The sequence below is a fragment of the Mycobacterium sp. PTI7 genome (genome assembly GCF_056679845.1).
On the sequence record NZ_CM155252.1, the window covers coordinates 266,977 to 286,795 of the forward strand.

Consider the following 19,819-nt stretch of genomic DNA (forward strand, 5'->3'; position numbering starts at 1 on the left):
GCCTGCCACAATGACCGGGTGGGAGCGATCACTCTGGACGGCAAGGCCACGCGCGACGAGATCTTCGAGGATCTGAAGACGAGGGTCGCGGCCCTCATCGAGGCGGGCCGTACCCCCGGTCTCGGCACGGTCCTGGTCGGCGACGACCCCGGATCGCACGCCTACGTGCGGGGCAAGCACGCCGACTGCGCAAAGGTCGGCATCACCTCGATCCGCCGGGACCTGCCCGCCGACATCAGCCAGGCGACGCTCGAGGAGACCATCGACGAGCTGAACGCCAACCCGGAGTGCACGGGCTACATCGTCCAACTGCCGCTGCCCAAGCACCTCGACGAGAACGCGGCGCTCGAGCGCATCGACCCCGCCAAGGACGCCGACGGCCTGCATCCGACCAACCTGGGCCGGCTGGTGCTCAACGAGCCCGCCGCGCTGCCCTGCACGCCGCGCGGCATCGTGCACCTGCTGCGCCGCTACGAGGTGGAGATCGCCGGCGCCCACGTGGTGGTCATCGGGCGCGGCGTGACGGTCGGGCGGCCGATGGGCCTGCTGCTGACCCGCCGGTCGGAGAACGCGACGGTCACGCTGTGCCACACGGCGACCCGGCACCTGCCGCAGCTGACCCTCGAGGCGGACATCGTCATCGCGGCCGCGGGCGTGCCGCACATGGTCACCGCGGAGATGGTGAAGCGCGGCGCGGCGGTCATCGACGTCGGGGTGAGCCGCGACGACGCCGGCAAGCTCGTCGGCGACGTGGCGCCCGACGTGTGGGACGTCGCCGGGCACGTCTCGCCGAATCCGGGCGGCGTCGGACCGCTGACGCGGGCGTTCCTGCTCACCAACGTCGTGGAAGCCGACGAGGCGAAAGTGCGTTGACCGCCAAGGAGTTCGCCCGCAAGGTGTTCGCCGGACAGTGGCCGATCCTGACGGTCGGCCTGCTCTTCGTCGTGGCCTTCGTCCTCGTAGTGGCGGGCTACTGGCGACGCGGCGCCCTGGTGCTGGCGATCGGCGTGGGCGTCGCCGCAGCGATGCGACTCGCCCTCTCCGAGGACCGTGCGGGTCTGCTGGTGATCCGGTCGCGGACCATCGACTTCGCCACCACCGCATCCGTGAGCGCGGCGATGCTCTACATCGCGTGGACCATCGACCCATTGGGCACCAGCTAGCCCCGGACTCAGCTCAGCGTCGCCCGCACGCACACCGTGACGTAGGGGAGCGCCAGCCCGGACGTGTTCACCAGCGCCGGATGGGTGCCGAGCAGTTCCCGCACCCGCTCCAGGGTCCGGGTGCGCACCTCGTCGGGCGAGGTGATGCAGTAGCTGCGGGACGCCACCAGGTCGATGAGTGCCTGCGGCGTCACGTAACTCGTCCACTCCACCTGATGCCGCTCCAAGTCCGCGAACGGCTGGGGCAGCGTGACCGTCTGGGTGAACGGATCGACCTCGTGGCCGATGATGCGGCCCAGATCCTTGACCCAGCCGAGGCGTTCGTCGCGGTTGTTCCACACCAGGCCCAGCCGGCCGCCCGGTCGCAGCACGCGGGCCACCTCGCTGATAGCCCGCTGCGGGTCGAACCAGTGCCACGCCTGAGCCACCAGCACCGAGTCGACGCTGTCGTCGGGCAGCGGGATCTCCTCCGCCGTCCCGAGCAGCGCGGGGGTGCCGGGCAGCGAGCCCTTCAGCACCTCGAGCATCTCGGGGATGGGATCGACCGCGGTCACGTCGAGGCCCCGCTCGACGAGTCGCGCCGTCAGCTTGCCGGTGCCCGCGCCGAGGTCGAGGACCGTGCGCGCACCCGGGGGGAGCAGCCAGTCGATGGCCTCCGGCGGGTACGACGGTCGGCCCCGCTCGTACGCCGAGGCAGCCGATCCGAACGACAGCGACTTCTCCTGCCGGGACACGTCATTCGTGGTCACCTCGACGCCAGCTCCAAGGTCCGTCGGATCAGTGCGCCGACGACGTCGGTCTCCACCAGGAAGCCGTCGTGCCCGTAGGCCGATTCGACGACGTTCAGCTCGACGCAGCCGGGTAGCAGGTCGGCGAGTTCCTGCTGCAGGCGCAGCGGGTACAGCCGGTCCGTCGTGATGCCGCCGACGACCACCGGCACGTCGCAGCCGGCCAGTGCCGCCCGCACGCCCCCGCGACCGCGGCCGACGTCGTGACTGCTCAGCGCGTCGGTCAGCGTGACGTAGGTGCCCGCGTCGAAGCGCGCCGCGAGCTTGCCGCCCTGGTGCTCGAGGTAACTCTGCACCGCGTACCGCCCACCGTCGGTGGGTGATTCGTCGCCCTGGGCGTCGTTGCGGAACCGTTCGTCGAGTTCCTCCTCGCCGCGATAGGTGAGGTGCGCGAAGCGCCGCGCGATCTCGATGCCGGCGGTGGGCTCGCGGCCCGTGCCGTGATAGTCGCCGTTCTGCCAGTCGGGATCGGCCTTGATGGCCGACACCTGGGTGCTCTGGGTGCCGATCTGATCGGCGGTCGCGCGTGCACCCACCGCCAGTATCAGTGCGGCACGGACGGTGTCGGGATGGCCGACGATCCACTCGAGTGCGCGGGCGCCACCCATCGATCCGCCGACGACGGCCGCGACGCGCGTGATGCCGAGCGCGGCGAGGGCGGCGAGGTCGGCGTCCACCTGGTCGCGCACCGTGATCGCGGGGAAGCGCGAGCCCCACGGCTTGCCGTCCGGCGCAGGAGAACTCGGGCCGGTCGAACCGCGGCAGCCGCCGAGCACGTTGGTCGCGATCGCACACCAGCGGTCGGTGTCGATCGGCGCGCCGGGTCCGGCGACGCCGTCCCACCACCCCGGCGTCGGATGGTCGTCACCGGCCGGGCCGGTGATGTGCGAGTCGCCGGTGAGGGCGTGCAGCACGACGACCACGTTGTCCCGCGTCGGCGACAGCTCGCCCCACCGCTGCACGGCGATCGTCACGTCGTCGAGGACGGCGCCGCTCTCCAGGGTGAGGGTTCCGACGTCCACGACGCCGATCTCGCCCTCGGCGGGGAGTTCGGCGGTGGCCGCCACGATGTCGGCCAGCGTCACACCGACGCCACCGTGTGCGAGGAGCCGGCGAACGCGCGTGCGGCGGCGAAGCCCTGCTCCAGATCGGCGAGGATGTCGTCGATGCCCTCGATGCCGACCGCGAGGCGCACCAGGCCCGGCGTGACACCGGTCGCGAGCTGCTCCTCGGGGGTCAGCTGGGCATGGGTCGTCGACGCGGGGTGGATCACCAGCGAGCGCACGTCACCGATGTTGGCCACGTGGCTGTGCAGGCTCAGCGCGTTGACGAACGCCTTGCCCGCCTCGATGCCGCCGGTGAGTTCGAACGCCAAAACGGCGCCGGTTCCCTTCGGCGCCAGCGACTTCCCGAGATCGTGCCAGGGCGAGCTGGGTAGGCCGGCGTAGTTGACCGACACCACCTCGTCGCGGCCCTCGAGGAACTCGGCCACCCGCTGGGCGTTCGCGACGTGCCGCTCCATGCGCAGGCTCAGCGTCTCGAGGCCCTGGGCGATCAGGAACGCGTTGAACGGCGCCGCCGCCGAGCCGAGGTCGCGCAGCAGCTGCACGCGGGCCTTGAGCGCATAGGCGGGCGGGCCCAGTTCGGCGAACACGACACCGTGATAGCTCGGATCGGGGGTGGTGAAACCTGGGTGGCGGCCCTGGGTCCAGTCGAAGTTGCCGCTGTCGACGATCGCGCCCGCGATCGCGGACCCGTGGCCGCCGAGGTACTTGGTGGCCGAGTGCACCACGATGTCGGCGCCGTGTTCGATCGGCCGGATCAGGTACGGCGTCGGGATCGTGTTGTCCACGATCAGCGGCACGCCGTTCTCGTGGGCGACGCCGGAGACGCCGGGGATGTCCAGCACGTCGATCTGCGGGTTGGAGATGGTCTCGGCGAAGAACGCCTTCGTGTTCGGCTGGACGGCGGCGCGCCACGAGTCGAGGTCGTCGGGGTTCTCCACGAAGCTCACCTCGATGCCCAGCCGCGGCAGCGTGTAGTGGAAGAGGTTGTACGTGCCGCCGTAGAGGCGCGGGCTCGACACGATGTGGTCGCCGTTGGCGGCCAGGTTGAGGATCGCGAAGGTCTCGGCGGCCTGTCCCGACGACAGCAGCAGGGCCGCGACGCCGCCCTCGAGCGCGGCGATGCGCTGCTCGACGACGTCCTGGGTCGGGTTGCCGATGCGGGTGTAGATGTTGCCCGGCTCCTGCAGCCCGAACAGCGCCGCGGCGTGCGCGACGTTGTCGAACGTGTACGACGTGGTCTGGTAGATCGGCAGCGCGCGGGCGTGGGTCGCGCTGTCGGGGGTCTGGCCGGCGTGGACCTGCTTGGTCTCGAACGCCCAGTTTGCGGTCGGGTCTTCTTCGGGTGTGGTCACGGTGGTGCTCCTACGGGGTGGGGAAGTCGGATGCCGGAGGCACGGCAAGTACCGCGCCCGTGGGATTCACGAACGACGACACATGATGAGCCTCCGGGTGTCCCTGTCTCTCGGGGCCCGTGGTGCGGACCCGCGCTTGCCTCGCGGCCAGCCGAAACGTCTCGGTTGGCTACTCAACCTGGTCAATCACCCGGGGCACCCCACCGCGGTTGGAGGGTTGCCGGCCAGCGAGCCGGGGCTTGACGCTGGCACTCATGACCGAAACAAAGCCTAACTCACCACCACGTATGGGTGCCAGCGGGTTGCTGGCCCGAATGCCCGCCACCGATCGCGGGGGAGCCGTCGCCCCGGACGCGCTCAACGCGTAGGTTCGTAACCGACGCGATACAGGTGGCCGCGGGTCGAAGCCGATGCGGGGCTGCGCAGAAACATCCGACCACGACGCCGGGAGAATGCCTCACATGAGTGCCGAGCAGCCAACGATCATCTACACGCTGACCGACGAGGCGCCGCTACTCGCGACGTATGCGTTCCTACCGGTCATCCGTGCGTTCGCCGACGCGGCGGGCATCGAGGTCAAGAGTTCCGACATCTCCGTGGCCGCGCGCATCCTCGCCGAGTTCAGCGACTACCTGCCCGAGGACCAGCGGGTGCCGAACAACCTGGCCGAGCTGGGCAAGCTGACGCAGGATCCCGACACCAACATCATCAAGCTGCCGAACATCAGCGCCTCGGTGCCGCAGCTGCTGGCCGCGATCAAGGAACTCAAGGCCAAGGGCTACGCACTGCCCGACTACCCGGGCGAGCCGAAGACCGACGAGGAGCGCGAGATCAAGGCGCGGTACGCGACCTGTCTCGGCAGCGCGGTCAACCCGGTTCTGCGCGAGGGCAACTCGGACCGCCGCGCCCCCAAGGCGGTCAAGGAGTACGCGCGCAGGCACCCGCACAGCATGGGCCAGTGGTCGATGGCGTCGCGCACCCACGTGGCGACCATGCGGCACGGCGACTTCTACCACGGCGAGAAGTCGATGACGCTGGACAAGGCGCACTCGGTGCGGATGGAGCTGGTGACCACCGGCGGCGAGACGATCGTGCTCAAGCCCGAGGTCAAGCTCGACGAGGGCGACGTCATCGACAGCATGTTCATGAGCAAGAAGGCCCTCTGCGACTTCTACGAAGAGCAGATGCAGGACGCCTACGAGACGGGCGTGATGTTCTCGCTGCACGTCAAGGCGACGATGATGAAGGTCAGCCACCCCATCGTCTTCGGCCATGCGGTGAAGGTCTTCTACAAGGACGCGTTCGCCAAGCACCAGAAGCTGTTCGACGAGCTGGGCGTCAACGTCAACAACGGGCTGTCCGATCTGTACGACAAGATCGAGTCGCTGCCCGCGTCGCAACACGAGGAGATCGTCCGCGATCTGCACGCGTGCCACGAGCACCGTCCCGAGCTGGCGATGGTCGACTCGGCCAAGGGCATCTCGAACTTCCACTCGCCCAGCGACGTGATCGTCGACGCCTCGATGCCCGCGATGATCCGTCTCGGCGGCAAGATGTACGGCGCCGACGGCCGCACCAAGGACACCAAGGCCGTCAACCCCGAGTCGACGTTCTCGCGGATCTACCAGGAGATCATCAACTTCTGCAAGACCAACGGGCAGTTCGACCCGACGACCATGGGCACCGTCCCGAACGTCGGCCTGATGGCGCAGAAGGCCGAGGAGTACGGCAGCCACGACAAGACGTTCGAGATTCCTCAGGACGGCGTCGCGAACATCGTCGACAACGACACCGGCGAGGTGCTGCTCACGCAGAACGTCGAGACCGGCGACATCTGGCGCATGCCGATCGTCAAGGACGCGCCGATCCGCGACTGGGTCAAGCTCGCCGTGAACCGTGCCCGCGACTCCGGCATGCCGGTGGTGTTCTGGCTCGACTCGGAGCGGCCGCACGAGAACGAGATCCGCAAGAAGGTCGCCAAGTACCTGCCCGACCACGACACCGAGGGCCTCGACATCGAGGTCATGTCGCAGGTGCGCGCCATGCGGCACACGATCGAGCGGGCGAGCCGCGGCGAGGACACGATCGCCGCGACCGGCAACATCCTGCGCGACTACCTGACCGACCTGTTCCCGATCCTGGAGCTGGGCACCAGCGCGAAGATGCTGTCGATCGTGCCGCTGATGGCGGGCGGCGGGCTCTACGAGACCGGTGCCGGCGGATCGGCGCCCAAGCACGTCAGCCAGCTCGTCGAGGAGAACCACCTGCGGTGGGATTCGCTCGGTGAGTTCCTGGCGCTGGCGGTCAGCCTCGAGGACCTCGGCAGCAAGACCGGTGACGACCGGGCCAAGATCCTGGCCAAGACGCTCGACGCCGCGACCGGCAAGTTGCTGAACGAGAACAAGAACCCGTCACGCAAGACCGGTGAACTCGACAACCGGGGCAGCCAGTTCTACCTCGCCATGTACTGGGCGCAGGAACTCGCCGCCCAGACCGACGATTCCGGGCTCGCCGATCACTTCGCGCCGCTGGCCAAGACGCTGGCCGAGAACGAGGAGACCATCGTCTCCGAGATGAACGCGGTGCAGGGCAAGCACGCCGAGATCGGCGGCTACTACTACCCCGACCCGGAGAAGGCGGCCGACGTCATGCGGCCGAGCAAGACCTTCAACGAGGCGCTGGAGTCGGCCCGCAAGTAGCCGCTATCCGGCGGGCGGTGCCTGCCGCTGCGGCTCGGTGTTGGCGTCGACGAAGTCGACGATCAGCTCGGTGACGCGTCCCGGTGCCTCGAGCATCGGGATGTGTCCGAGGCCCTCGAGGCGGGTGACCCGGGTGTTGGGCGGAAGGTTGTCCACGAGGTACCTGTTGCCTCGGGGGCTGGGGAAGACCCGGTCCTTCTCACACAGCACCAACTGGGTCGGTGCTGCGACGTCGGCCAGCTCCAGCAGGCCGGGCAGGCGCAATGTCTTCACCAGCAGCTGGAAGTAGGCCGTGCAGTGCGTTGCGTCGTCGATGAGGGCGACGAGGTCGGGGTGGCTGGGTCCGTCGGCCGGTCCGCTGACGGCCAGGGTGGCGATGCGTCGGCCGCCGGGGAAGTCCAGGATCCGCGGGCCGATCAACCTCGCCGCCGCCAGGGCCGGTCCGCCGAGGAGGAACTTCAGCACGGTCTCGTACTTGGTCAGCGAGTGCTGACCCCATCCGCCGGCGGGCGCGATGGCGGTCAGCGTGCGGGCGCGGCCACGGCGCTCCAGTTCGAACGCCACCCAGCCGCCCAGCGAGTTGCCCACGACGTGCGCAGTCTCCCAGCCCAAGTCGTCCATGCGGCGTTCGACGTCGTCGACGAGCGCTGCGGTGTCCAGGAGCCAGTTCCCCGAACGCCGGCCGCCGTTGTGGCCCGGCATGGTCGGAGCGAACGCCTCGAAGCGACCGGTGTCGGCGAGCTGGTCGGCGACCGTGCGCCACACGTTCTGCGAGCAGAGGAACGGGTGGAGCATCACGATCGGCTCACCCTCGCCGACGTGGATGGGTTCGCGTTCTGGCATGCGGCGACACTAAAGGTGATACCGCCGGTACCGCAAGGCGGACCCGCAGGCACGCGGTGTGTGTCCCGGAGGCGTCATCATTCGTTGACGTGTGGGGGTGCGGTGGTGGTTGGGGCGGGGCTCGGGTCGCGGTGCGGGGTTGGGTTGGCCGCAGGCGGGCGGTGTGTCTCCTGGGCGCGTCATCATTCGTTGACGTGTGGGGGTGCGGTGGTGGTTGGGACGGAACTCGGGTGGTCGGTGTCGGGCTTGGGTCGGCCGCAGGCGGGCGGTGTGTCTCCTGGGGGGCGTCATCATTCGTTGACGCGTGGGGGTGCGGTGGTGGTTGGGGTGGGGGCTCGGGTGGTCGGTGCGGGGCTGGGGTTGGCCGCAGGCGGGTGGTATGTCCCCTGGGCGCGTCATCATTCGTTGACGCGCGGGGGAGCGGTGGTGGTTGGGACGGAGCACGGGGCCACCCCCTGTCGGACCACCGCGACATCATCGAGGGCGAGTCACAAGCGGGCGAGGGGACGGGGCGGGATGGCAGGCGACAGGCCGTGGTGGAAGGACGACCCGGCGATTCTGGCGGCCACGCGGCGCGCCGTCGAGGACATCGAGCAGGCTCCGGACCGCGAGCCGCTCCCGGATGCACCGGACCCCTTCGTCACCGAGTTGGTCACCGGGGGAGTCAAGCGCGAACTCGCCGCCGCACGCGACGAGCGCATCGCAGCCGGCCGCCGATACGTCGACGCCATCCGGGCCGCGCGGGCGGTGGGGTTCTCCTGGGGCGAGATCGGCCGACTCCTCGGCGAGTCGAAGCAGTCGCTGCACCGCCGCTTCGGCGCCGTCGAGTAGCGCCACTAGGCTCCCGCGGGACATGAATTCGATGATCGTGAGCACCGTCAACGTCAATGGCATCCGCGCCGCCGTCAAGGAGCGGTCCGAGGACAACCTCGGCCTGCTGCCGTGGCTGAAGGCCACCCGCGCCGACGTCGTCTGCCTGCAGGAGACCCGCGCGGACGACGAGCAGCTCGCGGAGGCACTCGCCCCCGCCCTCGCCGACGGCTGGCACCTCGCCTCCGCGGACCCGCACGTCAAGGGCCGCAACGGCGTCGCCGTGCTCAGCCGGCATCCGATCACGCGGATCCAGATCGGCCCCGGCGGTGACGAGTTCGCCGCGCACGGACGCTATCTGGAGGTCGACACCGGCGACCTCACCGTCGCGAGCATCTACGTCCCGACCGGCGAGGCCGAGACCGACCGCCAGCTCGAGAAGGAGCGGTTCATGGCGACCGTCGCCGAGCGGATGGCGGAGCTACGCCACGACCAGCGCGACGCGGTCATCTGCGGCGACTGGAACATCGGGCACACCGAACTCGACATCAAGGCGTGGAAGGCCAACCGCAAGAAGTCCGGCTTCCTGCCCAGCGAGCGGCAGTGGCTCACCGACCTGCTCGCGACGGGCTGGGTGGACGTCGTGCGCGTGCTGCATCCGGAGGTCCCCGGCCCGTACAGCTGGTGGTCCTGGCGCGGCAAGGCGTTCGACAACGACGCCGGCTGGCGCATCGACTATCAACTCGCCAACCAGCGGCTCGCCGACCGCGTGGTGTCGGCCCGGGTGGAGCGCGCCGAGGCGTACGCGCTGCGCTGGTCCGATCACGCCCCGGTGACCGTCGAATACGGCTGAGTCCACTCCGGCGCCCGCCCGAGGTGGCGCAGCACGCGGTCGAGCGTGCCGCCTGCGGCTGCCTCGATGGTGCGTCCGAACGGTGACGCCGGTGCACTTCGGAAGTCGCCGTCCGGCACGTCCATGGCGATCGGCAGCACGGCGTCGAGGACGTCGTCGGGCAGCGTGAACGGCGTACCGATCGTCACGGCGACGTCCCAGCCGTGCACCACGTAGTCGACGAAGTGGAAGCCCATCGCCGTCGCACCCGGCGCCACGGCGTCGGGACCGAACTCCGGGAGGGCGAACGGCGCCTCGTCCACGCCGTCGGCCGCGAACGCCTCGAGGACGTCGTGCGCGGCCGCGGCGTAGGTGCCGGACGGGTCGCGCGTCACCGCGTCGAGGAGTGCGTCGGCGTTCCACGCCGCGGGATCGGCGCCGTGACCGCGCGCGGCAGCGGCGAAACCGCGGTGCTGTGCGGTCATGTGCGCGAGCAGGTCTCGCAGATTCCACGCCGAGCACGGGGTGGGGAGCCGCAGGTCCGACGGCCGAACGGTGGCGACGACGTCGATGGACGAGAGAACGGCGGTGCGGTGCTGCGTCGAGAATGTAGGCATCTGCATATCGTATGCTCAGGCATACGATATGGCAACGCCTACGCTCGTCGGGTGACTGGTACCTCCGGACGCCCGGACCTCGCGGCGATGCTGGGCCCCCTGGTGCGCGACCTCGTCGCCGCCGAGGGGCCCGTCCTCGCGGCGCACGGCCTCACCATGTGGGGCTACGTCGTGCTGTCGGCGCTCGACCGCGGCGCCATGCGCACCCAGTCCGCACTCGCGGAGGCGATCAACGCGGACAAGACGCGCATCATCCGCACCCTCGACGACCTGCAGGCCGACGGATACATCGAGCGAAACCCCGACCCCGACGACCGCCGGGTCCGACTGCTGGCGATCACGGCGGCCGGGCGGAAGGTCAAGGACGCCGCGCAGGCGGACATCCAGCGCGGCGAGGAACGCTGGCTGGGACAGTTGAGCGCCGACGAGCGCCGGGTCTTCCTGCGTGTCCTACGTCTACTGGCCCCCGACCACCCGGGATGACGCCAGTGAGAAGATCGGACCCATCATGAGCACTCAGCCCGTCGTCTTCTCCGGCGTCCAGCCCACCTCCGATTCCCTGCATCTCGGCAACGCGCTCGGTGCGGTCAAGCAGTGGGTGGGCCTGCAGGACGACTACGACACGTACTTCTGCGTCGTCGACCTGCACGCCATCACCGTCGCGCAGGACCCGGCGACGCTGCGTCGTCGCACGCTGGTCACCGCCGCGCAGTACCTCGCACTCGGCATCGACCCGGCCCGCTCGACGATCCTGGTGCAGAGCCACGTCCCCGCGCATGCCGAATTGGCCTGGGTGCTGGGCTGTTTCACCGGGTTCGGGCAGGCGTCGCGGATGACGCAGTTCAAGGACAAGTCGCAGAAGGAGGGTGCCGACGCCACGACGGTGGGCCTGTTCACCTACCCGGTGCTGATGGCCGCCGACGTCCTGCTCTACGACACCAACCAGGTTCCCGTCGGGGAGGACCAGCGCCAGCACCTCGAACTGTCGCGCGACGTCGCGCAGCGGTTCAACGCGCGGTTCCCCGACACGTTCGTCATCCCCGAGCCGATGATCCAGAAGGCGACGGCCAAGATCTACGACCTGCAGGACCCGACGGCCAAGATGAGCAAGTCCGCCGCGACCGACGCCGGCCTGATCGGCCTGCTCGACGACCCGAAGAAGACGGCGAAGAAGATCCGCTCGGCCGTCACCGACAGCGAGCGCGAGATCCGCTTCGACCCGGTGGCGAAGCCCGGCGTCTCGAACCTGCTGACCATCCAGTCCGCCGTCACCGGGACCGACGTCCAGACGCTGGTCGACGGGTACGCCGGCCGCGGCTACGGCGACCTGAAGTCCGACACCGCCGACGCCGTCGTCGAGTTCGTCACGCCGATCAAGACCCGCGTCGACGAGATGATGGCCGACCCGAGCGAACTGGAGGCGATCCTCGCCGCGGGCGCCGACCGGGCGAACGAGGTGACGGCGGCGACGCTCCAACGGGTCTACGACCGGTTAGGGTTCCTGCAGCGCCGCCGATAGTCCGCGAACGCCTCCTCAGACGTCAAGGAGACCGGGATGACCGAGACGGCCGAACCCGGCTTTCTGGACCGCCTGCGAGCGCGTTTCGGGTGGCTCGACCGCACGTTGCGCGCGCAGGGGCGCTACCAGGACTGCAAGGGCGACTTCTTCGCCGCGGGCATCACGTACTTCACGGTGTTCGCGATCTTCCCGCTCGCGATGGTGTCGTTCGCCGCCGCGGGCTTCGTCCTCGCCAACGACGCCGGACTGCTGGCGCAGGCGGAGGACAAGATCCGCGGCGCCGTGTCGGGCGATCTCGGCAACCAGCTCGTCGAGCTGATGGACTCGGCGATCAAGTCGCGCACCTCGGTCGGCGTCATCGGTCTCGCCACGGCGGCGTGGGCGGGGCTGGGCTGGATGGCCAACCTGCGCGAGGCGCTGTCCGAGATGTGGCTGCAGCGGCGCGAACCGGGCAACTTCGTCGCGACCAAGCTGTCGGACCTGCTGGCGCTGGTGTCGACGTTCGTGGCACTGGCCGTGACCATCGCACTGACGGCGGTGAGCAATTCGGGTCTGCTGCGCAGCATCCAGTCGCTGCTCGGCCTGGAGGACGTGCCGGGCGCGGGCGTCGCGCTGTTCGTCGGATCGCTGGTGCTGTCGCTCGTCGTCTCCTGGCTGCTGTTCACGTGGATCATCGCCCGGCTGCCCCGCGAGTCGGTGAGCTTCCGCAGCTCGATCCGGGCCGGCCTGCTCGCGGCGGTGGCGTTCGAGATCTTCAAGCAGGTGGCGTCGGTGTACCTGTCGTCGGTCACCAACGGACCGGCGGGCGCGACGTTCGGCCCGGTGCTGGGTCTGATGGTGTTCGCCTACGTGACGGCGCGGCTGATCCTGTTCGCGACCGCGTGGGCGGCCACGTCGGCCGAGAACCTGGCTGCCGCACCGGTCGAGCCGCCGGAGGCGGGCGCTCAGATCACGACGAGGGTGCAGGTGCGCGAGGGCGTCGCGCCGGGCGTCGCCGTCACCGCCGCTGCGGCGGGGGCCGTCGGTGCGCTCGGGCTCTCCCGCCTGCTGCGCCGGCGCTGACGGCCTCTAGGAGACCTTGCGGCGGTTCAGCGACCGCGCGCACATGATGAGCGCGAACACGATGAGCGAACCGACCACGCCCACGCCCACGCGCACGGGGGTCGCGTCCTCCGGCGGCAGCACCGACGCCAGGTCCTGCGCGGCGTCCAGCGCCGACAGCGGGGACGGGTTCCTGGCCGTCAGCGACGGGTCGGGGTCGATGAGCGAGCCGACACTGGTACCCGGCGGGGTCGCGAAGCCGTAGTCGAGCAGCCGCGCCGCCTGCTCCCACGGGGCGATCGGCTGGCGGGTGCCGCGCAGCAGCACCGCCACCAGCCTGCGACCGTCGCGGTCGGCCGCGCCGACGAACGTCTGCCCGGCGTCGTCGGTGTAGCCGGTCTTGCCGCCCAGCGCGCCGGGGTAGTTGACGAGCAGCTTGTTGTCGTTCTCGAGTTCGTACTCGGGGAGTTCGTAGGTCTTGGTGGCCACGATGTCGCTGAAGATCGCGTTCTGCCAGGCGTACCGGTAGAACAGGCCGATGTCGTAGGCCGACGTGCTCATGCCCGGCCCGTCCAGCCCCGACGGCGTCGCCGCCCGGGTGTCGCGGCCGCCGAGCTTGCCCGCGAGTTCGTTGATCTTGCGCAGCGCGGTGTCCATGCCGCCCAACTGCCCCGCGAGCGCGTGCGCGGCGTCGTTGCCGGAGTGCATCAGCAGCCCGTGCAGCAGGTCGTTGACGGTGTAGACGCTGCCGTCCTTGACACCGATCTTCGTGCCCTCGGCGGCGGCGTCGTCGGGGGTGCCCACCACCTGCTTGTTGATCGGCAGGTCCTTGATCGACTGCATGGCGACCAGCACCTTGATGATGCTCGCGGGCCGGTGGCGCCCGTGCGGGTCACGCGCGGCGATCACGTCACCGCTGTCGAGGTCCGCGACCAGCCATGACTCGGCCGAGACGTCCTCGGGTACCGGCGGCGTGCCGGGCGCGGTGATGATGCCGCATCCGGACAGCGCGTCGCCACCGAGCGGGGACGCCGGCACCGGCAGCGGTTCGGGGGCGGGGCCCGCGGTCGGCACCTCGGAGTCGTCGACGGCCGGCGGCGTCACCACCCGGTACGGGCAGGGGTCCGGTTCGGCGCCCGCGAGGGGAGCGCCGACGAACGCGGGGGCGGCGACGAAGGTGAGTGCCGCGGCCAGGCAGGCGAGGCGGCGCGACATCGATCCGGTGGTACCCATCGTCTGTGCAGGGTAGGAGATTCGGGGGCCGTTCTCCGGGAGGCACGCTGTGACGGGTGTGACCAATGCTGCGGCTGTTACTCGCGAGCAGACGCTAAGTCCCCTGTTTCACGGCGAGTCAGGGGAGTTCGCGTCTGCTCGCGGGGAGAGACGGCGCCGCTACACGTCGACGTAGGCCAGCGCGGGGAACTCGATGGTCGACATCCACAGCCGGCCCGCCGACTCCACGACGCCGGTGACGCCGCCGAAGTCGGGCCGGGTGGTCCGAACGCCACCGACGACGTCGCCGCTGTCGGCGTCGAAGCCCACCACCCACACCTCGGGGACCACCTTCGGCTGCAGTCGCTTGGGCAGTCGCCAGATGATCTGCCGGATCCACGGCCCGAGCGGCATCAGCTTCTCCGCCGACGGGTTCGCCGGCGTGACGAATGCCGTCCAGATCCGGCCGTCGGATCCGGTCGAGATGTTGTCCGGCATAGCGGGCAGGTGCACGGCGAGCGGGGTGACGGTGCCGGCGCGTTCACCGGTCAGCCAGTACTTCGACAGCCTGCGCGCGAGGGTCTCGGCGTACACCAGTGCCGACCCGTCCGCCGTGACCGTCAGCCCGTTGGCGAAGTACAGCCCGCTCAGCAGTGTGGTGACCGTGCCGTCGGTCGCGAGCCGGAACAGACTGCCGGTACCCCGTGCCTCGAGGATCGCCCCGAGGAAGTGCTCGAAGTGGAACTCGCTGGTGGACTCGGTGAAGTAGATCGTGCCGTCCGCGGTCTCGGTGACGTTGGAGCAGAACCGAAGTGGCCTGCCCGCCACGTCGGCCACCAACACGTCGAGCCGGCCGCTCGCCGGGTCGAGCGCCAGCAGGCCGCGGTGGCTGTCGCACACCAGCACCCGGCCGTCCCGGGCGACGTGCATCCCCAGCGGCCGGCCGCCGGTGTCGGCGACGACCACGGGGTTCGACCCGTCCGGCGACGCCCGCACGATGCGGCCGTCGACCAGGCCGGTCCACAGCCTGCCCTCGGCGTCGACGACGACGTCCTCCGGCCCGTCCCCGGGCATCGGCACGACCGTGACCGGTGGTGCGGGCTGCCCGGGGAGCGGATCGACCGGTGGCGGCTGCCAGCGGACGGGATGGATCGAGGGCTTACGCGGCAACTACATCATCTCGCTGGCACGGCCGAGGACGTCGCTGAGGATGTCGTAGATCGCGTCGAACTCGCGCTGTCCGCAGATCAGCGGCGGCGCGAGCTGCACCACCGGGTCGCCGCGGTCGTCGGCGCGGCAGTACAGCCCCGCCTCGAACAGCGCGGGCGTCAGGAATCCGCGCAGCAGCCGCTCGCACTCGGCGTCGTCGAAGGTCTCCTTGGTGGCCTTGTCCTTGACGAGTTCGATTCCGTAGAAGTACCCCTCGCCGCGGACGTCGCCGACGATCGGGAGGTCCAGCAGCTTCTCCAGCGTCGCGCGGAACGCGGGGGCGTTCTCCTTGACCCGGTCGTTGAGGCCCTCGCGCTCGAAGATGTCGAGGTTGGCCAGCGCCACGGCCGACGACACGGGGTGGCCGCCGAACGTGTAGCCGTGCCCGAACACCGTCTGCCCGTCGTTGAACGGCTCGAACAGCCGGTCGCTGGCGATCATCGCGCCGATCGGGGAGTAGCCCGACGTCAGGCCCTTGGCGCACGTGATGATGTCGGGGGTGTAGCCGAAGTCCGTGCAGGCGAACATCGATCCGATGCGGCCGTAGGCACAGATGACCTCGTCGGAGACCAGCAGCACGTCGTACTCGTCGCAGATCTCGCGGACCCGCTCGAAGTATCCCGGCGGCGGCGGAAAGCACCCGCCGGCGTTCTGCACCGGCTCCAGGAACACTGCGGCGACGGTGTCGGGGCCCTCGAACTCGATGGCCTCGGCGATGCGGTCGGCGCAGTAACGGCCGAACGCCTTCGGGTCGTTGCTGAACATCTCGGGAGCGCGGTAGAAGTTGGTGTTCGGGACGCGGAAGCCGCCGGGGGTCGGCGGATCGAACGGTGCCTTGAACGTGGGGATGCCGGTGATGGCCAGCGCTCCCTGCGGCGTGCCGTGATAGGCGATGGACCGCGACATCACCTTGTACTTGCCGGGCTTGCCGGTCAGCTTGTAGTACTGCTTGGCCAGCTTCCAGGCGCTCTCGACGGCCTCGCCGCCACCGGTGGTGAAGAAGACGCGGTTGAGGTCGCCCGGGGTGTAGCCGGCGAGGCGCTCGGCCAGCTCGATGGCGGGAGGAGTGGCGAAGGACCACAGCGGGAAGAAGGCCAGCGACTCGGCCTGCTTGGCCGCCGCTTCGGCCAGCTCGGCGCGACCGTGTCCGGCCTGCACCACGAACAGCCCGGACAGGCCGTCGATGTACTGGTTGCCCTCGCTGTCCCAGATGTTGACGCCCTCGCCCCGGGTGATGATCGTGGGGGTGATGCCCTCGCCGTGACGGGCGAAGTGGCCCCACAGGTGGCGGTTCGCCTTCGCGCCCAGTTCGCTGGACGTGGCGGTGTCGGTTTCAGAGATGATTGTCATCGTGTGCCCCAATTGTATTGCTGTTTAACGAGTTTGAGGTAAACCAAGGTTTCGGTGGATATCACTCCCGGCACGGCGCGGATCTTGGTGTTGAGCAGGTCGAGGAGGTCGCCGTCGTCCTCGCAGACGACTTCGACGATGGCGTCGAACGAACCCGCGGTGAGCACCACGTAGTCCACCGACTCCAGTGCGGCCAACTTCTCGGCCACCTTCGTGGTGTCGCCCGTGCAGCGGATGCCGATCATCGCCTGCCGGGCGAAGCCGAGCTGCATGGGATCGGTGACGGCGACGATCTGCATCACACCGGCGTCGACCATGCGTTGGACGCGCTGGCGCACGGCGGCCTCCGACAGGCCCACGGCCTTGCCGATGCCCGCGTACGAGCGGCGGCCGTCCTGCTGCAGCTTCTCGATGATGGCCTTGGACAACTCGTCGAGCTGGTAGGCCGCCCCGGGGCGAATTCGCAGCGAGACGGCAGGCGTCCCAGCCTGGGCGTCGGGCGTGACCATGCTCACGATTGTGCACGGAATCCGTCACCACAAGCAACCAGACCGACGAAATCGCTCGTTCGGACTGGTCGAGAGAGCGGGAATGCGTCGTGACTCCTCTAGCCGCCGACGTTGCCCAACCGCTAGCGTGAACGCCATGGCTGAGACGGTGTCGGGGACGTACGTGGACGGCAAATCGGTTCGGACGGGTGGTGAGACGTTCGCGGTGATCAACCCTGCGAACGGCGCCTTGGTCACCGAATATGCGCTGGCCACGACCGCCGACGTCGACACCGCGGTCGCCTCGGCCCGCGCCGCGCTGACCGGCTGGTCGACGGCCACCCCGGCGGACCGCTCGGCCGTGCTGGCCAAGCTCGCGGCGCTGGCCGGCGCCGCCGCCGACGAGCTGGTCGCCGAGGAGGTCTCGCAGACCGGCAAGCCCGTCCGCCTGGCAGCCGAGTTCGACGTGCCGGGCAGCGTCGACAACATCGACTTCTTCGCCGGCGCCGCCCGCCACCTCGAGGGCAAGGCCACCGCCGAGTACTCGGGCGACCACACGTCGAGCATCCGCCGCGACGCGATCGGCGTCGTCGCCACCATCACCCCGTGGAACTACCCGCTGCAGATGGCGGTGTGGAAGGTGTTGCCCGCGTTGGCCGCAGGCTGCTCGGTGGTGATCAAGCCGGCCGAGATCACCCCGCTCACCACGCTGACGCTCGCGCGGCTCGCGACCGAGGCGGGCCTGCCCGACGGCGTGCTCAACGTCGTCACCGGCGCGGGCCACGACGTGGGAACGGCGCTGGCCGGCCACGCCGACGTCGACCTGGTGACGTTCACCGGATCGACGCCCGTCGGCCGCAAGGTGATGGCCGCCGCCGCCACCCACGGGCATCGCACCCAGCTGGAACTCGGTGGCAAGGCGCCGTTCGTCGTGTTCGACGACGCCGACCTGGACGCCGCCATCCACGGTGCGGTCGCGGCGTCGCTGATCAACAGCGGGCAGGACTGCACCGCGGCGACCCGGGCGATCGTGGCCCGCTCGCTGTACGACGACTTCGTCGCGGGCGTGGGCGAACTGATGGCCAAGATTGTCGTCGGCGACCCGCAGGACCCCGACACCGACCTCGGCCCCCTGATCACGATGGCGCACCGCGACAAGGTCGCCGGCATGGTGGCTCGCGCGTCCGGCGAGGGCGGGCGGATCGTCACCGGTGGCAGCGCACCGGATCTGCCCGGCTCGTTCTACCGGCCGACGCTCATCGCCGACGTCGACGAGTGCTCCGAGGTCTACCGCGACGAGATCTTCGGGCCGGTCCTCGTCGCGCGTCCCTTCACCGACGACGACGACGCCATCCGGCAGGCCAACGACACGCAGTACGGTCTGGCCGCCTCGGCGTGGACGCGCGACGTCTACCGCGCGCAGCGGGCGTCGCGCGAGATCCATGCGGGCTGCGTGTGGATCAACGACCACATCCCGATCATCAGCGAGATGCCGCACGGCGGCGTCGGTGCCTCCGGCTTCGGCAAGGACATGAGCGACTACTCCTTCGAGGAGTACCTGACGATCAAGCACGTGATGAGCGACATCACCGCGGTGGCCGAAAAGGATTGGCACCGGATCATCTTCAGCAAGCGATGACCACCCTCGTCCCGAGCGACATCACCGAGGCGCAGTGGCGCGACGTCCCGCTGCTGACGGCCACCAGCTTCGGTTCGACCTGGCGTCCCGAGACGTTCGCCGCGTGGCGGACGGCCATGCCGCCGCGAAGTTCGGTCGTGGTGGTCGACGGCGACGACCTTGTTGGTCAGGCGCACTACCTGGACTTCGAGCTGACGGTGCCCGGCGGCGCGGTACTGCCCGTCGCCGGCATCACGTGGGTGGGGGTGGCGCCGACGCACCGCCGTCGCGGTCTGCTGCGCGCGATGTACACCGACCTGCACGAGCGGTTCGCCGAGAACGGGTATCCGCTGGCCGCGTTGACGGCGACCGAGGGCGGCATCTACGGCCGCTTCGGGTACGGCCCCGCGACGGTCGACACCGAGTTCAGCCTCGACCGGCGCTTCGCCCGGTTCCACCGCGACGCACCCGATCCCGGTGGCGTCCGGATCGTGCGGCCCGGGGAGCACCGCGACGACCTCGCCGCGATCTACGACCGGTACCGGCGGATCACGCCCGGCGGGCTGGCCCGTCCGACACCGCTGTGGGACGACCTGCTCGCCGACTGGGAGGGCTCGCGAGGCGGCGGCACCGCGTGGTTCTGCTTCCTCCACGAGGACGGCTACCTGCTCTACCGGTTGTTCCGGGGATCGGCGAGAACCGTTCGGGTGGAGGAGTTCACGGCCGTGACGCCCGAGGCGCACGCCGCGCTCTGGCGGGCGCTGATGGGCCTCGACCTCGTCGAGACCATCACGGTGGTCAGCCATCCCGGCGACCCGCTGCCCTACCTGCTCGATGATTCCCGGCTGGTCCGCACCACCGGCTCGGAGGATGGGCTGTGGCTGCGGCTGATGGACGTGCCCACCGCGCTGGCGGCACGGACCTACGCGGCCGACCTCGACACGGTCCTGCAGGTCGACGACGGCTTCCGTTCCGACGGAGGACGTTTCGCGCTGTCGATCCGCTCGGGCCGGGCCGAGTGCGCGCCCACCGACGCTCCCGCGGACTTCACTCTCGGCCTCGACGTGCTGGGCAGCCTGTACCTCGGTGGGCACTCGGCGGCGCTGCTGGCGGCGGCCAACCGCATCCGCGGTGACGATGTCGCCCGCCTCGACGCGGCCTTCCGCAGCGAGGTGCCCGCCCGGCTGGGCTTCCACTTCTGATGCGGTGCG

General features: G+C 69.9%; 19 protein-coding genes and 1 riboswitch. Of the genes, 10 read left to right on the forward strand and 9 right to left on the reverse strand.

From position 1 onward, the window contains the following. The first annotated feature begins 18 nt into the window (after positions 1-18). Together AC1MEY_RS01295 and AC1MEY_RS01300 are read left to right on the forward strand one after the other, a co-directional pair. Positions 19-873, forward strand: a complete 855-nt coding sequence (locus tag AC1MEY_RS01295) for a bifunctional methylenetetrahydrofolate dehydrogenase/methenyltetrahydrofolate cyclohydrolase (RefSeq protein WP_480228951.1) — start codon at positions 19-21, stop codon at positions 871-873. Continuing rightward, complete coding sequence (locus tag AC1MEY_RS01300) at positions 870-1,163, forward strand: DUF3017 domain-containing protein (protein ID WP_480228952.1); 294 nt, start codon at positions 870-872, stop codon at positions 1,161-1,163. Before AC1MEY_RS01295 ends, AC1MEY_RS01300 begins: the two co-directional genes overlap by 4 nt. A gap of 8 nt (positions 1,164-1,171) precedes the next feature. On the opposite strand, the gene AC1MEY_RS01305 is transcribed toward AC1MEY_RS01300, so the two are convergent. Genes AC1MEY_RS01305 through AC1MEY_RS01315 form a run of 3 tightly spaced genes read right to left on the reverse strand, consistent with a single transcriptional unit; the run spans position 1,172 to position 4,370 of the window. Beyond that, entirely contained in the window at positions 1,172-1,897 is a 726-nt protein-coding gene (locus AC1MEY_RS01305; RefSeq protein ID WP_480231737.1) for a class I SAM-dependent methyltransferase, read from the reverse strand. Between the two features lie 11 nt (positions 1,898-1,908). Next, entirely contained in the window at positions 1,909-3,030 is a 1,122-nt protein-coding gene (metX, locus tag AC1MEY_RS01310; RefSeq protein ID WP_480231738.1) for a homoserine O-acetyltransferase MetX, read from the reverse strand. Positions 3,031-3,032: 2 nt separating this feature from the next. Then, positions 3,033-4,370 carry a bifunctional o-acetylhomoserine/o-acetylserine sulfhydrylase gene (locus AC1MEY_RS01315; protein WP_480228953.1) on the reverse strand — a complete coding sequence of 446 codons (1,338 nt, stop codon included), beginning with the start codon at positions 4,368-4,370 and terminating at the stop codon, positions 3,033-3,035. 127 nt (positions 4,371-4,497) lie between these two features. Then, a riboswitch (SAM riboswitch) is annotated at positions 4,498-4,630 on the reverse strand. Positions 4,631-4,831: 201 nt separating this feature from the next. Between AC1MEY_RS01315 and AC1MEY_RS01320 the strand changes: the two genes are divergently transcribed. Further along, on the forward strand, positions 4,832-7,069 hold the full coding sequence (locus tag AC1MEY_RS01320; RefSeq protein ID WP_480228954.1) for an NADP-dependent isocitrate dehydrogenase: 2,238 nt from the start codon (positions 4,832-4,834) through the stop codon (positions 7,067-7,069). Positions 7,070-7,072: 3 nt separating this feature from the next. Here the strand turns inward: AC1MEY_RS01320 and AC1MEY_RS01325 are convergent, their stop codons facing one another. Then, positions 7,073-7,912: an alpha/beta fold hydrolase gene (locus AC1MEY_RS01325; protein ID WP_480228955.1), complete on the reverse strand. Its 840-nt coding sequence runs from the start codon at positions 7,910-7,912 to the stop codon at positions 7,073-7,075. 516 nt (positions 7,913-8,428) lie between these two features. Here AC1MEY_RS01325 and AC1MEY_RS01330 point away from each other — a divergent pair. Both AC1MEY_RS01330 and AC1MEY_RS01335 read left to right on the forward strand, forming a co-directional pair. Continuing rightward, positions 8,429-8,743 (forward strand): hypothetical protein, encoded by a 315-nt coding sequence (locus AC1MEY_RS01330; protein WP_480228956.1) that lies wholly within the window; start codon positions 8,429-8,431, stop codon positions 8,741-8,743. A 31-nt stretch (positions 8,744-8,774) separates the two neighbouring features. Beyond that, complete coding sequence (locus AC1MEY_RS01335) at positions 8,775-9,575, forward strand: exodeoxyribonuclease III (RefSeq protein ID WP_480231251.1); 801 nt, start codon at positions 8,775-8,777, stop codon at positions 9,573-9,575. Here AC1MEY_RS01335 and AC1MEY_RS01340 read toward each other — a convergent pair. After that, the gene (locus AC1MEY_RS01340) at positions 9,545-10,171 is read right to left on the reverse strand and encodes a TIGR03086 family metal-binding protein (protein WP_480228957.1); all 627 of its coding nucleotides are present in this window, start codon (positions 10,169-10,171) and stop codon (positions 9,545-9,547) included. The genes AC1MEY_RS01335 and AC1MEY_RS01340 overlap by 31 nt on opposite strands. Before the next feature lie 87 nt (positions 10,172-10,258). Here AC1MEY_RS01340 and AC1MEY_RS01345 point away from each other — a divergent pair, with 87 nt between their 5' ends. From AC1MEY_RS01345 to yhjD, 3 genes are read left to right on the forward strand one after another with little or no spacing between them, the layout of a single operon-like run. Next, positions 10,259-10,654 (forward strand): MarR family winged helix-turn-helix transcriptional regulator, encoded by a 396-nt coding sequence (locus AC1MEY_RS01345; RefSeq protein ID WP_480231252.1) that lies wholly within the window; start codon positions 10,259-10,261, stop codon positions 10,652-10,654. 25 nt (positions 10,655-10,679) lie between these two features. Continuing rightward, on the forward strand, positions 10,680-11,690 hold the full coding sequence (gene trpS, locus AC1MEY_RS01350) for a tryptophan--tRNA ligase (RefSeq protein WP_480228958.1): 1,011 nt from the start codon (positions 10,680-10,682) through the stop codon (positions 11,688-11,690). A 36-nt stretch (positions 11,691-11,726) separates the two neighbouring features. Continuing rightward, entirely contained in the window at positions 11,727-12,752 is a 1,026-nt protein-coding gene (gene yhjD, locus AC1MEY_RS01355; protein WP_480228959.1) for an inner membrane protein YhjD, read from the forward strand. Positions 12,753-12,758: 6 nt separating this feature from the next. On the opposite strand, the gene AC1MEY_RS01360 is transcribed toward yhjD, so the two are convergent. The 4 genes from AC1MEY_RS01360 to AC1MEY_RS01375 form a co-directional block, all read right to left on the reverse strand. Then, positions 12,759-13,964, reverse strand: a complete 1,206-nt coding sequence (locus AC1MEY_RS01360) for a D-alanyl-D-alanine carboxypeptidase family protein (RefSeq protein WP_480228960.1) — start codon at positions 13,962-13,964, stop codon at positions 12,759-12,761. A 159-nt stretch (positions 13,965-14,123) separates the two neighbouring features. After that, positions 14,124-15,113 (reverse strand): SMP-30/gluconolactonase/LRE family protein, encoded by a 990-nt coding sequence (locus tag AC1MEY_RS01365; RefSeq protein ID WP_480228961.1) that lies wholly within the window; start codon positions 15,111-15,113, stop codon positions 14,124-14,126. Then, complete coding sequence (locus tag AC1MEY_RS01370; protein ID WP_480228962.1) at positions 15,114-16,502, reverse strand: aspartate aminotransferase family protein; 1,389 nt, start codon at positions 16,500-16,502, stop codon at positions 15,114-15,116. Beyond that, positions 16,499-17,011 carry an Lrp/AsnC family transcriptional regulator gene (locus AC1MEY_RS01375; RefSeq protein ID WP_163797377.1) on the reverse strand — a complete coding sequence of 171 codons (513 nt, stop codon included), beginning with the start codon at positions 17,009-17,011 and terminating at the stop codon, positions 16,499-16,501. The genes AC1MEY_RS01370 and AC1MEY_RS01375 overlap by 4 nt, the downstream gene beginning before the upstream one ends. Before the next feature lie 136 nt (positions 17,012-17,147). Between AC1MEY_RS01375 and AC1MEY_RS01380 the strand changes: the two genes are divergently transcribed. After that, positions 17,148-18,629 carry a gamma-aminobutyraldehyde dehydrogenase gene (locus tag AC1MEY_RS01380; protein ID WP_480228963.1) on the forward strand — a complete coding sequence of 494 codons (1,482 nt, stop codon included), beginning with the start codon at positions 17,148-17,150 and terminating at the stop codon, positions 18,627-18,629. Next, entirely contained in the window at positions 18,626-19,810 is a 1,185-nt protein-coding gene (locus AC1MEY_RS01385) for an enhanced intracellular survival protein Eis (RefSeq protein WP_480228964.1), read from the forward strand. The genes AC1MEY_RS01380 and AC1MEY_RS01385 overlap by 4 nt, the downstream gene beginning before the upstream one ends. Positions 19,811-19,819 lie beyond the last annotated feature (9 nt).

What these genes read in the sequence shown, in the direction of transcription:
- AC1MEY_RS01320 (WP_480228954.1), top strand. Translation starts at nt 4,832, where the DNA reads ATGAGTGCCGAGCAGCCAACGATCATCTACACGCTGACCGACGAGGCG.
- AC1MEY_RS01325 (WP_480228955.1), bottom strand. Translation starts at nt 7,912, where the DNA reads ATGCCAGAACGCGAACCCATCCACGTCGGCGAGGGTGAGCCGATCGTG.
- AC1MEY_RS01330 (WP_480228956.1), top strand. Translation starts at nt 8,429, where the DNA reads ATGGCAGGCGACAGGCCGTGGTGGAAGGACGACCCGGCGATTCTGGCG.
- AC1MEY_RS01335 (WP_480231251.1), top strand. Translation starts at nt 8,775, where the DNA reads ATGATCGTGAGCACCGTCAACGTCAATGGCATCCGCGCCGCCGTCAAG.
- AC1MEY_RS01340 (WP_480228957.1), bottom strand. Translation starts at nt 10,171, where the DNA reads ATGCCTACATTCTCGACGCAGCACCGCACCGCCGTTCTCTCGTCCATC.
- AC1MEY_RS01345 (WP_480231252.1), top strand. Translation starts at nt 10,259, where the DNA reads ATGCTGGGCCCCCTGGTGCGCGACCTCGTCGCCGCCGAGGGGCCCGTC.
- trpS (WP_480228958.1), top strand. Translation starts at nt 10,680, where the DNA reads ATGAGCACTCAGCCCGTCGTCTTCTCCGGCGTCCAGCCCACCTCCGAT.
- yhjD (WP_480228959.1), top strand. Translation starts at nt 11,727, where the DNA reads ATGACCGAGACGGCCGAACCCGGCTTTCTGGACCGCCTGCGAGCGCGT.
- AC1MEY_RS01360 (WP_480228960.1), bottom strand. Translation starts at nt 13,964, where the DNA reads ATGGGTACCACCGGATCGATGTCGCGCCGCCTCGCCTGCCTGGCCGCG.
- AC1MEY_RS01370 (WP_480228962.1), bottom strand. Translation starts at nt 16,502, where the DNA reads ATGACAATCATCTCTGAAACCGACACCGCCACGTCCAGCGAACTGGGC.
- AC1MEY_RS01375 (WP_163797377.1), bottom strand. Translation starts at nt 17,011, where the DNA reads ATGGTCACGCCCGACGCCCAGGCTGGGACGCCTGCCGTCTCGCTGCGA.
- AC1MEY_RS01380 (WP_480228963.1), top strand. Translation starts at nt 17,148, where the DNA reads ATGGCTGAGACGGTGTCGGGGACGTACGTGGACGGCAAATCGGTTCGG.
- AC1MEY_RS01385 (WP_480228964.1), top strand. Translation starts at nt 18,626, where the DNA reads ATGACCACCCTCGTCCCGAGCGACATCACCGAGGCGCAGTGGCGCGAC.